This is a genomic window from Nitrosospira briensis C-128 (genome assembly GCF_000619905.2).
GTDB lineage: Bacteria > Pseudomonadota > Gammaproteobacteria > Burkholderiales > Nitrosomonadaceae > Nitrosospira > Nitrosospira briensis.
Genome location: NZ_CP012371.1, coordinates 43,024 through 55,540 on the forward strand (window position 1 = coordinate 43,024; position 12,517 = coordinate 55,540).

The 12,517-nt window shown below is 55.3% G+C and carries 9 protein-coding genes; 6 read left to right on the top strand and 3 right to left on the bottom strand.

Going from position 1 to position 12,517, the window contains the following annotated elements; all coding sequences use genetic code 11:
• The first annotated feature begins 293 nt into the window (after positions 1–293).
• The 3 genes from F822_RS00235 (at position 294) to F822_RS00245 (ending at position 6,890) form a co-directional block, all read left to right on the top strand.
• Entirely contained in the window at positions 294–2,666 is a 2,373-nt protein-coding gene (locus F822_RS00235; RefSeq protein ID WP_025039929.1) for a catalase, read from the top strand.
• Between the two features lie 259 nt (positions 2,667–2,925).
• Positions 2,926–5,433, top strand: coding sequence for a mechanosensitive ion channel family protein (locus tag F822_RS00240; RefSeq protein WP_082204564.1), 2,508 nt, complete (start codon positions 2,926–2,928; stop codon positions 5,431–5,433).
• Between the two features lie 182 nt (positions 5,434–5,615).
• Positions 5,616–6,890 (top strand): O-acetylhomoserine aminocarboxypropyltransferase/cysteine synthase family protein, encoded by a 1,275-nt coding sequence (locus tag F822_RS00245; protein ID WP_025039927.1) that lies wholly within the window; start codon positions 5,616–5,618, stop codon positions 6,888–6,890.
• A 17-nt stretch (positions 6,891–6,907) separates the two neighbouring features.
• Here the strand turns inward: F822_RS00245 and F822_RS00250 are convergent, their stop codons facing one another.
• Positions 6,908–7,582, bottom strand: a complete 675-nt coding sequence (locus F822_RS00250) for a hypothetical protein (protein WP_025039926.1) — start codon at positions 7,580–7,582, stop codon at positions 6,908–6,910.
• A gap of 743 nt (positions 7,583–8,325) precedes the next feature.
• On the opposite strand from F822_RS00250, the gene F822_RS00255 reads away from it, so the two are divergent.
• Both F822_RS00255 and F822_RS00260 read left to right on the top strand, forming a co-directional pair.
• Complete coding sequence (locus F822_RS00255; RefSeq protein ID WP_025039925.1) at positions 8,326–8,847, top strand: hypothetical protein; 522 nt, start codon at positions 8,326–8,328, stop codon at positions 8,845–8,847.
• A gap of 14 nt (positions 8,848–8,861) precedes the next feature.
• Positions 8,862–9,413 carry a glycine zipper family protein gene (locus tag F822_RS00260; protein ID WP_036574695.1) on the top strand — a complete coding sequence of 184 codons (552 nt, stop codon included), beginning with the start codon at positions 8,862–8,864 and terminating at the stop codon, positions 9,411–9,413.
• A gap of 200 nt (positions 9,414–9,613) precedes the next feature.
• On the opposite strand, the gene F822_RS00270 is transcribed toward F822_RS00260, so the two are convergent.
• Positions 9,614–9,874 carry a hypothetical protein gene (locus F822_RS00270; RefSeq protein WP_025039922.1) on the bottom strand — a complete coding sequence of 87 codons (261 nt, stop codon included), beginning with the start codon at positions 9,872–9,874 and terminating at the stop codon, positions 9,614–9,616.
• An 86-nt stretch (positions 9,875–9,960) separates the two neighbouring features.
• Here F822_RS00270 and F822_RS00275 point away from each other — a divergent pair, with 86 nt between their 5' ends.
• Positions 9,961–11,649 carry a protein adenylyltransferase SelO gene (locus F822_RS00275; protein WP_082204565.1) on the top strand — a complete coding sequence of 563 codons (1,689 nt, stop codon included), beginning with the start codon at positions 9,961–9,963 and terminating at the stop codon, positions 11,647–11,649.
• Between the two features lie 105 nt (positions 11,650–11,754).
• Here F822_RS00275 and F822_RS00280 read toward each other — a convergent pair whose 3' ends face one another.
• Positions 11,755–12,492 carry a hypothetical protein gene (locus tag F822_RS00280; protein WP_025039920.1) on the bottom strand — a complete coding sequence of 246 codons (738 nt, stop codon included), beginning with the start codon at positions 12,490–12,492 and terminating at the stop codon, positions 11,755–11,757.
• Positions 12,493–12,517: the final 25 nt, after the last annotated feature.

Consider the following 12,517-nt stretch of genomic DNA (forward strand, 5'->3'; position numbering starts at 1 on the left):
TTACCTATATTGAGCGAGAGACCCATGAGGATTCAAGTGCCGGAAGGAGGGTGCCTCTTCCAGGACGACGCAGCCGGTTTCACCATTAATGATTTTTCTTTCTTTATTCATCGGGCTGCCAACTAGCTGGCAGCCCGTATGTTGATTTTCAGCCCACTGCTGCATGCGCCTTGTAATCGTACGGAAAAATTGCTTCTCCTATGTATGATGTCGCACGGAAACTGCGGCGTAAGGGGGACCACTATAGTCTCTGTGGCTCAAAAACCCCCCGATTACGTTCAGGAGCAGATCATATGAAAGCACCCGGTAAAACAGACAATCGATCTACCGTCGGCGGTCCCGCCCATCCGGATGGCACGCCAGCGAATGATTTCACTGCCAAGCTTGCCGCGACGCAGGAACTGGCTGCGGCGATGCCTTACAATACCAACAAGGCGCTCGAATACGGAGACGTTTCCGGCGTTCCGGGAAAAGGCCAGACGTTAGAGCCTGCCGATCCCGCTACGACGGGAAGCACACTCACTGAAATTAACAGCTCCGATAAAACAGGCAGTGGCGATCCGCAGCTCGGCTTCAACGCCGGCAATGAACCGCTTGACCGGGTGCGGGCCGATTCGAGCGGCCGGCTGCTGACGACCAACCAAGGTGTGCCTGTCGGCGACAATCAAAATTCCTTGAAAGCCGGCTATCGCGGTCCTGCTCTGCTGGAAGATTTTATTCTCCGGGAGAAGATCACGCATTTCGATCACGAGCGTATACCGGAGCGCATCGTACATGCGCGGGGCTCGGGCGCACACGGATACTTTGAATGCTATGAGTCGCTGGAGAAGTATACCCGCGCCTCCCTGTTCTCGGCCGCCGGAAAGAAAACGCCCGTGTTCGTGCGCTTTTCAACGGTATTTGGGGAACGCGGGTCGGCCGATACCGTGCGAGATGCACGGGGCTTCGCCGTAAAATTCTACACGGACGAAGGAAATTGGGATCTGGTGGGAAACAATATTCCCGTATTTTTTATTCAGGACGCGATGAAATTTCCGGACCTCGTGCACGCGGCCAAGCCTGAACCGCATTTTGCCATGCCGCAAGCTTCAACCGCGCACGATACTTTCTGGGACTTCGTTTCACTTATGCCGGAATCGATGCACATGCTGATGTGGGCGATGTCGGATCGCGGCATACCGCGCAGCTTTCGCATGATGCAAGGTTTTGGCGTTCATACTTTCCGACTGGTGGCAGCCGATGGCGAATCGAATTTTGTGAAGTTTCATTGGCAACCACTCGCCGGGACTCACTCGCTTGAATGGGACGAGGCGGTTAAAATCTCCGGCGCCGATCCCGACTTCCACCGCCGCGACCTATGGGAAGCAATCGAGTGCGGAGCCTACCCGGAATATGAGCTTGGCATGCAAATTTTCACTGAAGCGCAAGCCGAGGAATTCAGCTTCGATGTGCTGGACGCGACGAAAATCGTCCCGGAAGAGCTCGTGCCGGTTATGCCCGTTGGCAAAATGACACTCAACCGGAACCCGGATAATTTCTTTGCGGAAACAGAGCAGGTTGCGTTCTGCGCAGCGCATATTGTGCCTGGGCTGGACTTCAGTAGCGACCCGCTGCTGGCAGGCCGCATTCACTCTTACGTCGATACTCAGATATCGCGCCTGGGCGGACCCAACTTTCATGAAATACCCATCAATTCGCCGGTGGCCCAAGCGCATAACAACCAGCGGGATGGAATGCATCGTCAGGCTATCAATCGAGGTCGTGTTGCCTATGAGCCGAATTCGCTGGGAGGAGGGTGTCCATTCCAGGCCGGTGCAGCCGGTTTCACATCATTTCGCGAACCGGTGACGGGGGATAAAGTGCGGGGGAAGCCGGAGCGGTTCGCCGACCACTATACCCAGGCGACATTATTCTGGAACAGCCAGGCTCCCATTGAAAAAGCCCATATCATCAATGCATTTCGTTTCGAGCTGACGCGCGTGCAGACACCCGCGATACGCGAACGCATGGTTTCCCTGCTCGTCAATGTTGCGGCGGATCTGGCGGAAAGTGTTGCCGAGGGGCTTGGCATGCGTGTTCCGCCTGCTCAACCGAGGGCAACGGAAAATCCAGCTGTGCCGGAGGTGGTGTCGTCGCCTGCGCTTTCGCTTTTTGCCCGGCCGGGCGAGGGTGGCATCCACACCCGCAGAATCGCAATTCTGGTCGCGGATGGGGTAGATGGGAAATCTGTAACGGCACTATATGCCGGACTCCTGGGCGAGCAAGCCGTGCCGCGTTTTGTGGGTGCCCGTCTTGGCACCGTACAGGCCGGCGATAGTAACGCGATCGAAGTCGACGCCACCTTTGAAACAATGCCATCCGTTCTTTTTGATGCCCTCGTAGTGCCCGGTTTTCGCGAAGATAGCGGGGTTCTGGCGCATTCAGCGGATGCGATTCAATTCATCAAGGATCAGTATCGCCATTGCAAGCCCATCCTGGTACTGGGAAATGCCAGGAATATGATTAAAAGCGCGGGTGTAAAATTGAAGCTTCCGTCTGGCGAGCTCGATCCTGGAATTCTTTATTTTCCGGAGGGCAACCTTGACGATATCCTGCCGCAATTTATTGAAGCGATTGCCGCGCACCGCCACTTTGAAAGGGAAATCGAACCGCCTCGATCAATATAACCCAGTCAATGTAACGAACTTGCGAATACGTGGCAGCCGGCGTGCGGGGTGCCCACTGCATATCAAGAATGGAATAATTCTCGAACGGATAAAAACGATGTAACTTCACTTCTGCAATAAACCGGGACGGCAAGAAAAAGGTGCGCGTCTCCATTTTGCAGCGCGTACCCACGTGCGTCCTCGACGCTCTGCTTTGCAGAGCTGCCGGGCCAACTGCGGCACAAGAATCTTTCCTCGTCTGTACACGGTATCTCTGCCCATGTCCTTCCAAATGAATTCATCTGCCACTTTGATGATGGTGCTCGTTTTATCATTGGCTGGCACGCTTTTCAACGCGGCCTTCGCGGATGAACAGGTTCGTGAATCCACGCCCGCACCAGCACAAATTGCCCCGGCACAACTCACTCCAGCGCAAGCCAGGCACACGCTTTCCATTCTGCAGGATGAAAGGAAACGAGCAGAGCTCGAGGAAACCCTGAGTGCAATAGCTCAAGCCACGGGCGGAGCGCCGGTCGATGCAGACGCGTCCGCTGCAACTGCTACGCCCGTAGCGCCTGCCGAATCGGCAGCGGAAAAAAAAGCGCTGCCTATAGAACTGGCGGAGGGTGGTCTGATTGCTCAGGTGTTTGACCTGTTGGCAAAACGCGTGGATGCGGTTGTCGGCCAGCTGCGATCCACCGCCCGCATGCTGTTTCAGATAAGGACAGTGGGCGACTGGTGGGAGTATAACCTGGGTGTACCGGAGCGCCGGGCGGTGGTGCTCGACGCGCTGTCGGAGACAGCCCTCACGCTGGCTGGAGCGCTTCTCGCGTATTGGCTGCTGGCGTTTGCGCTCCGTCGGCCTCGCAGGCTGGTCGAGGACCGCGCGGCTGCTCGCCAGGTCGCTGCACAATCGAAGGTGAAGGCGGAAGCCGTCCCCGGTCTGGCTTTCCCGAGTGAACACTCTGTTGAACCCATGCGAAGGGTGCCGGCCGCTGAGCGTCACTGGAGCCTTCTGCGCCGGCTGCCGTTTGCCGTTGCACACTGGGTACTGGAATTGCTTCCATTGATCGCTTTTGTGGCTGTCTCCATCGTATTGCTGAATGCGTTCGGTGGCCGGTCCACTCCGTTTTACAGCGCCACCATCTTGATAGTCGGCGCGTACGCCGCCACGCGAATCGCGTTGAGCGTGGTTCATCTCATGGCGTCGCCGCTCGGGCAGGGCCTGCGGCTGATGCACATCAGCGATGGCGCGGCGGATTTCCTGAATCGCTGGTTGCGGTGGATTATCGTGGTGGCCGTATTTGGTACCGCCATCGCCGATATCGCTCTTCAAACGGGCGCGACCTCCGATACGCATCTTGCGCTTTCCCGATTGGTCGGCCTGGTTGTTCATGTGATGTTGCTGATCATGGTCTTTCGCAGTCGAAAAGCGACTGCAGCGGCTATCCGTGGTGCCGCTTCAGATAGCCAGGACTTGTTCGGGATTCGCGGGATGCTGGCGGATAGCTGGTCGTTTGTCGCGACATTCGTTATCGTTGCCATGTGGTTGCTGTGGTCGGCGGGGGCGGAGAATGGTTTTCAGCACGTGCTTCAGGTTTTTGCATGGTCGGCAGCGGTAATCGTCTGCGCGAGTCTGGTGTCGATTTTCGTCTTGGGCGCGATTGACCGCGCATTCATCGAAAATATCGAAAGCAAACGAGCCCAGTTGGGTCAGTCAAGCGACTCGGGAGAGATAGCGCCCGAGTCCGCCGCAAAAAATACTTATCACCTGCTGGTGTATCGAGCGGTCTCCACGTTGATCGGCATTGTCGCATTTATTGCGTTGCTGCAAGTCTGGGGCGTGAATACCCTTTCCTGGTTTGAAAGCGGGTCGGTAGGGCGACGTCTTGCTTCCGCCGTCGCCACGATCGCGGTTACCTGCATGTTGGCGTTCATGGCATGGGAAGCACTCAATAAGGCGATGTCCCGGCGCATCGACCGGTGGATAAAGATTGGAGATGCCGCGCGGGCCGCACGGCTTCGTACTTTGGTGCCCATGTTGCGCGCCACCGTGTTCTTTATCATAGGGCTGATTGTGCTGCTCGCAGCACTGAACGAGCTGGGTATTACTATTGGGCCGCTGTTGGCGGGCGCCAGCATTATCGGCGTCGCGTTGGGTTTCGGCTCCCAGAAGCTGGTGCAGGATTTCATTACCGGCCTCTTCCTCCTGATGGAAAATGCCATTCAGGTTGGCGACTTCATCACCGTGGCAGACGTATCGGGATCGGTCGAGCACCTGTCGATACGTACCGTGCGTCTACGTGCTTCCGATGGTGCGTTGCATGTCGTGCCGTTCAGTTCCGTTACAACCGTGACCAATGTCAATCGCGGCATTGGCAACGCCTCCGTCAGAGTCAGCGTAACGGCCGACTCGGACGTAGACAGGGTTCTTGAGGCGATCACAAGCGTGGGCGAAGAGATGCGGGCCGATCCACGATTCAGGGATCTGATCCTCGCGGATGTGGAGATCTGGGGGGTGGATCAGGTCGATGGCTCAATGATTACCATTCTTGGGCAGATACGCACGCTGGATAGAGGCCGATGGCCGGTGCAGCGTGGCTTTAACCGGCTCATCCTGCAGCGCTTCCGGGAACGGGACATCCAATTTGCCAACCCACAGAAAAGACAGGTGGTGGCGCAATTGCCCAGATCTTCTCCAACGTATCCTTCGGAAGCCGAGGCAGGGGCCGAGGCTGGCGCTGCCGTTATTGCAGCGCACCAGAATGGAGAGTCCAAAAAAAGCTAGGTGAAGAACGCCATCACCGACCTACTGGATGGAGTCGGGGTGCCGGGTGCCGTGTCTCTTCCGGTTTCCCTTCTCGCAGGATGATGACATCCGACAGATTTGATAGAATCCCGGACTCGCAGTCAAGTCGCTGAAGCCATATGGCAGTGTGTCGATTATCCAGATAAAACAAGGGGACCAATATGAAACTAGAATCGCTGGCATTGCACTATGGGTATGAATCCGAAGCGACGACGAAAGCGGCGGCGGTTCCCATATATCAGACAACTTCCTACACCTTCGACAATACGCAGCACGGTGCCGACCTGTTCGACCTGAAGGTGGCGGGGAATATTTATACGCGCATCATGAATCCCACCACCGCCGTGCTGGAAAAACGCATCGCGGAGATGGAGGGTGGGGTCGGCGCGCTAGCCGTGGCTTCGGGCATGGCAGCGATCACTTATGCCATCCAGTGCATTACGAGCGTCGGCGACAATATCATCAGCACAACCCAGCTCTATGGCGGCACTTACAACCTGTTTGCCCACACGTTTCCGCGGCAAGGCATAGAGGTGCGCATGGTCTCGCATGATGACTACGGTGCTGTGGAGAAACAGATAGATGACAACACCAAGGCGATTTTTTGCGAATCGATCGGGAATCCCGCCGGTAATGTCGTCGATATTGAAAAATTGGCGGATATCGCGCATAAGCACGGCTTGCCGCTCATCGTGGACAGCACCGTTTCCACGCCTTACCTCTGCCAGCCTTTCAAGTTTGGCGGCGATATCGTCGTACACTCGCTCACGAAATACATCGGCGGCCATGGCACGACAGTAGGCGGGGCGATAGTCGATTCGGGGAAGTTCGACTGGGTGAAGCACAAGGACCGATTCAGGCTCCTGAATGAGCCCGACCCATCCTATCATGGGGTCGTATATACCGAGGCTTTCGAAAACGCAGCGTATATCGGCCGCTGCCGGGTTGTGCCGCTACGCAATACCGGCGCGGCGCTATCGCCGCACAGCGCTTTTCTGCTGCTGCAAGGACTGGAAACGCTGGGCCTGAGAATGGACCGGCACTGTGAAAATGCATTGAAGGTCGCGCAATTTCTGGAGCAGCATCCAAAAGTGGAGTGGGTCAATTATGCCGCACTGCCAAGCAGCCGGTATCATGACCTGTGTAACCGGTTAAGCAAGGGAAAGTCCTCGGGTCTGCTGAGCTTCGGAATCAGGGGTGGTGCTGCCGCCGGTGCGCAGTTTATCGACGCGCTGAAGATGATTTTGCGCCTGGTCAATATCGGCGACGCGAAGTCGCTTGCTTGCCATCCCGCATCCACCACACATCGGCAGTTGAATCCGGACGAGTTGAAGGAAGCTGGGGTTTCGGAAGGTCTGGTCAGAATTTCCGTGGGCATCGAGCATATCGAGGACATCATCGAGGATATAGCCCAGGCGCTGGACGCGGCTGATTGAGATTTACGCCGGGATTTTCATGGAATAACCGCTCGCCACACGTCTTCCGTCGGCGTATCTCCCGTATTGACCGCTTTGCGAAAAATACTCATTTGCGGGGGAGAGGCGAGATCGGTGCGGGTAAACGATATAAAAAGCAGAAGCGTATGATTGTTGTAATAGGTCTCGGCCAGGAACACGGGCGTGGACTGGACAAATTGCTCTGACGGCAACTTGAAGATGTCCAGGTAGAACTTCACATATCCGGTCTGAAATTGTGCTTTGTATATAGCCAGTTCCGGGAGGGAAATCGGAATAAACTGGCTGGAGGCAGGCGGCATACCGAAAAAATCGCTACCGAATTCCGTTCCCATCGCATTAACGATTACATTAATCCTGTACGTTGCGTTCTTCTCGTCTTTCTGAACAGAAAACCCCTGTTTTCCCAGCCACCCCACCAGTATTTTCTGCAGAAGAGCCTGGTCCGGGCTTATTCCGGCCGTGTTCAATATCACACCCGCGCCCGAAGGAATAGAAAGCATATCTTGAGATTCGGCAGGCAGGCTCCGCAGTACTGCTTCACTGATAAGGAGTTGTTCGATAGCGGTTCTTGGCGACTGGGTTGTTCTTTGGGTGGTCGAGCAGCCTGCCGCCAACCCGATACAGACGGCACTTACGGCCATGTTCTTCAACAGCCTGATCACTCGTTCCATTCGTCGACGTCTCCAGCCGGACTATCGGTTGACATCACGCGTTAACCGAATGCCGGAAAATTATCGGCAAGTGCTTGCCGGGAAGAAATTGCGAAAACTCGAGCGAACCCTTTCCTTCGAAATCGCACAGGAGCCCCTCGCGGCACATACTGGTTCACCATCGATCTGCTATTGTATTCCCCTACCGCCTCATCCCATACGCGCGACATGGGTTCATTGCCATCCGCTTTTGCTGGATTGTAGCCGGGGTAGGGCGAATAGCTCGACTGCGTCTATTACCCACGCATCGCCATAAAGCTGGGCAAGCTTTGCACTATCACCTGCATCAGCAATGACAAACGGTTTGCTATGGAGTTCATAATCCGGAAGCCGGCAGCTGGCCACTCAATTGTCAACTCATTTGCCAACTAAGCGTTATAGCCGAAAAGGATTTCTCGTACCCGTGAGCTTCACCTTTTTGGTGAACCCGCTCCACCTCGTCCAGCTGCCGGATCCAGGATAATTGCTCTATGCAAGTTTCCCATCAAAATCCCGATTCCGCGGTCCAGGTGGTATCAACATTCATAGCCTACGCTCATTCAACGCGATGTAACGGATACTGTCAACCCGGTTCATCCGGGCAGGTGGAACGCGGCGACTGATTGATGTTCTAAGCAGATATATGATATTGATGTGTTCAACAATATGAGCCGTACGTCAGGCTGGGCTTGACGATGGCGCGCTGATACAGAACTGGAGCTTATGTGAAAATTAAATTAATATGCCTCGCCCTGCTTTCCCTCGGGCCGATTTCCGGCTCCGCATGGGCAAGTGGCGGTCACCACGGCGGAGGTCACCACGGCGGGAGCCATCATGTCGGTGGCCACCATCATGGCGGGCGCCATTTTTATGGGGGAGGTTTTTATCCAGGCTATGCCTTTGGTGCATATGGGCTAGGATTGGGCCTGGGTTATGGTCTGGGTTATTATGGTGGTTATGGCGGTTATTATGGTGGTTATCGCGGTTGGGGTGGCTATGGTGGCTACGGCGGCTATGGTGGTTATGGTTTTGGAGCGCCGTACTATGCCTATCCCCCGGTAGTGGCTGTGCCAACGGCTCCGCCGGTGTATATTCAACAACAGCAGCCGCAGCCTCAACAAGCTGTGCCGCCGCCACAAATCAATTACTGGCACTATTGCAGAAATCCGGAAGGCTATTACCCGTATGTTAAAAAGTGCCCTGATGGCTGGTTGCAGGTAGCACCGCAACCTTCCAGCCAGAATTGAGACGATAATTCACCATGACAAGAATTCATCATGGGGCTCCATTACTGGTGGCGCTGCTTGCGCCTTTTTTCCTGGTGTCGTGCGCAAGCATTCCCAGCGGCCCCAGCGTCATGGTATTGCCTGCCGCAGGCAAAACATTCGATCAGTTTCGAGAAGACGATGTCTACTGCAAGCAGTACGCCAATGCGCAAATGGGGGGAGAAACGCCAAATCGCGCGTCGATACTCAGCGGCTTGGGAACTGCCGCACTCGGTACAGGTATTGGTGCTGCGGCAGGCGGAGCTTTCGGCGGGGCAACCGGTGCTGCGTTTGGCGCCGGTAGTGGTCTCTTGCTAGGCGGACTGGTGGGAACCGGCGCTGCGCGTGATTCAGGCAATATCGGCCAGCAGCGATACGACGCGGGTTATACCCAATGTATGTATGGTAAAGGTCATCGCGTACCGGTATCCGGCCAAGTCATGGATAACACGCGTAACCAACCTGTGGAGGCGCCGTCCCAACCTTTATCGAACACTACAATGCCGCCGCCTCCGCCGCCTGGAAATCCCCCGCCCCCGCCACCATAATCTTGGTACTGCGTTCAGCTCAGATTGCTGGCAAGGCGGCCCAATGTGCTTTTCCGGCGTCATTCCCGGCTCAATTGCACCCTGCTCATGGTCGGTTCCGGATGAGCATCTGGCCGTGCCCGCACGTATGGATCGACGCGCACGATTTCAAATTCCGGCGATTCAGCGTACCCAGCGGAAGCGCTTGCCAATGGAAGAGTTTATGGATTTCGAGGAAGCTTGACGCCGCGAATCATTTTGTCCAGTTGGAAATCTGCTTTTTTGGCCGCTCGCTCGTCTTCTTTCGTCAACTCTTTTTGCACCAGTTCCGCAAAAACGACGAGGTCCTGCCGGGGATAAGCGTCCTGCACACCGCAGTCCTGAAAGAATTCCGCAATCCAGTGCGCATCGAGTTCGGTGCTTCCTGCTTCCCGCACATACTCATCCGCTGCCATTTTGACGTAGTCCGTCAGTTTAGGCATCTTTCTCTCCTTGCACATGTCTATAAATGAATTTAGGTCTACTATGAACACGTGTCAAGGAACCTCTATTCCACGATGATAAATATATGACCCAACAAAATCTCAAGCTTAGCGCCATAGCCGTTGAACGCACCGATCTCGCGGACTTGTGCGATGTGAAATTCGACGACAGCTTTGTGCGCTGCCTGCCGGGCGACCCGGTGACAACCAATGTGTCGCGTGCGGTGCGTGGGGCAAGCTATACCCGCGTCGCACCGACCGCTGTGCGCGCCCCGCGACTGCTTGCCTGGGCCGAACCCGTGGGGGAAATGCTCGGCATCTCGCCGCCCGGCTCGCCTGTGGGCCTTGCGGCAGACGTGCTTGGCGGCAATCGTATCCTTTCCGGCATGCAACCTTACGCGGCACGTTACGGTGGTCACCAGTTCGGCCATTGGGCGGGACAGTTGGGTGACGGCCGCGCCATCACCCTGGGCGAGATACTCCGCCCTGACGGCAGGCGGTTTGAGCTGCAGCTCAAGGGCGCGGGCAGAACACCTTATTCGCGAACCGCGGATGGCCGTGCGGTGCTTCGTTCGTCAGTTCGCGAGTTCCTGTGCAGCGAAGCCATGCATTATCTCGGTGTGCCGACGACGCGCGCATTGAGCCTGGTTGCAACGGGTGAATCGGTGGTGCGCGACATGTTCTATGACGGCAATCCGCAGGCCGAGATGGGCGCCATTGTCTGCCGCGTCGCACCCTCGTTCATACGCTTCGGCAGCTTCGAAATACTGGCCGCGCAGGATGAGCCCGATCTACTCAAACGCCTGGCCGATTACGTGATACGCGAGCATTTTCCCGAACTGCCGATGCCATCCTCTTCTACACATTCCATATCTTCCACCGTTTCTGCACCCTCGACTTATGCCCGCTGGTTCGAGGAGATCTGCCGGCGTACCGGGTTGATGGTTGCCCACTGGATGCGAGTGGGCTTTGTGCATGGGGTGATGAATACCGATAATATGTCGATCCTGGGATTGACGATCGACTATGGCCCTTACGGTTGGCTGGAAGGTTTCGATTTTCGATGGACACCCAACACCACGGATGCCCAGGGGCGGCGTTACTGCTTTGGTGACCAGGCGCAAATAGCGCAATGGAACCTTATCCGTCTCGCGAACGCGCTCGCGCCACTGATCGAGGATCACGCCGCGCTGGAGCGGGGATTAGCGGTCTATGGCGAAACCTTCAATAACACTTGGCGTGGAATGCTGGCCGATAAGCTCGGACTGGCTTCGCTGAACCATAGAGATGACGACGCGCTCATCAGCGATCTGTTCGATTTGCTGCAACAGGTCGAGACGGATATGACGCTGTTCTTTCGCGCACTGATGGAGATTCCTGAACCGGGCAACGTGGACCATATGGATGATCGGGCACTGGCGGAGCTATTCCGAAAGGCATTCTACGATGTGCAGCGCGCATTCGAACCCGCGCAGCTTGGCCGTCTAGCCGGTTGGTTGCGTCGTTATATCGCGCGGTTGCGCCTGGATGGTGATTCTCCGGATCAGCGTTATCAACGGATGAGCCGCGCCAACCCCAAGTATGTGCTGCGCAATTACCTCGCTCAGCAGGCAATTGAAGCGCTGGAGCGAGGCGATGCTTCTGTCATTACACGGCTCATGGAAGTGCTGAAACATCCATACGACGAGCAGCCCGAACATGACGAGCTGGCGGGCCGGCGTCCCGAGTGGGCCCGACACAAGGCCGGCTGTTCGGCATTATCGTGCAGTTCGTAGCTTATGAGGAATAGGTGTACGCCGTCACCGCAGTATTAACTCGGTATCAAGTTGTTTATCTTTATAGATCGAGCCATGATTTACGGTGAGGCGTAATAAAAGATACTAGAGTTGCTGGAGGGAGATGGTTGCCTGTTGGCTATTTTGAACGCTATCGGCATTGATCCAGACGAACTGAGAACCATTGCCAAATATTGAAGCTGCAATCTGCTGCTGTGGTTGAGTGGGGGCTGGCAAAATAAATTTGTAGTTGACAGGGTTACCTGGATCAGCCTGATAAACATTGGCTGCTGCCGAAGGTCCGGGATTTACGCAATAGATGCTGACAGCTGATGACCCTGGCCCAAACTGTGCCGTATAAAACTGCGTGATATTGCTTTGCAGGTTCATTTGATACCAGGTAGAAGCAGGTACTGCGTAATACCGTGTAAATGCGTTAAAGTTCTGGGGAACTCCATTTATTGGAAGACTTCTGTTATTGATGCCGGCAGTATTGATAGGAAACGCAAGGCTTCCAATAAATGCACTTATTTTAGAATTGGCGGGTTGATCACTGGTTAAGCTGATGGTAACGGTATTTGTTACATTCCCGTTAACCAATACGATTGCGGCAAGTCCTTGGTTTCCTGTCGTGCCAGGAACAACGACTTTGACTGGAGCCGCCGCATTGGTAGTGACTATGGTTACCGTCGTATCATGGTCGGCACCCGCAGAGTTATAAAGGAATATGCCATTCGCGCCATTTTGAATGGTTGTACAAACATATTTATTGTTACTTGGATCCAAGGTGACTAGACGGCCATCGTCCCAATTCCCAGGTGTTGCAAAAAGTACACTCATCATATTCTCCCTAAGTCAGGTGTAAAAA

Excerpts from the sequence above, each read along its gene's own strand:
- F822_RS00235 (WP_025039929.1), top strand. The coding sequence starts at position 294 with ATGAAAGCACCCGGTAAAACAGACAATCGATCTACCGTCGGCGGTCCC.
- F822_RS00240 (WP_082204564.1), top strand. The coding sequence starts at position 2,926 with ATGTCCTTCCAAATGAATTCATCTGCCACTTTGATGATGGTGCTCGTT.
- F822_RS00245 (WP_025039927.1), top strand. The coding sequence starts at position 5,616 with ATGAAACTAGAATCGCTGGCATTGCACTATGGGTATGAATCCGAAGCG.
- F822_RS00250 (WP_025039926.1), bottom strand. The coding sequence starts at position 7,582 with ATGGAACGAGTGATCAGGCTGTTGAAGAACATGGCCGTAAGTGCCGTC.
- F822_RS00260 (WP_036574695.1), top strand. The coding sequence starts at position 8,862 with ATGACAAGAATTCATCATGGGGCTCCATTACTGGTGGCGCTGCTTGCG.
- F822_RS00270 (WP_025039922.1), bottom strand. The coding sequence starts at position 9,874 with ATGCCTAAACTGACGGACTACGTCAAAATGGCAGCGGATGAGTATGTG.
- F822_RS00275 (WP_082204565.1), top strand. The coding sequence starts at position 9,961 with ATGACCCAACAAAATCTCAAGCTTAGCGCCATAGCCGTTGAACGCACC.
- F822_RS00280 (WP_025039920.1), bottom strand. The coding sequence starts at position 12,492 with ATGATGAGTGTACTTTTTGCAACACCTGGGAATTGGGACGATGGCCGT.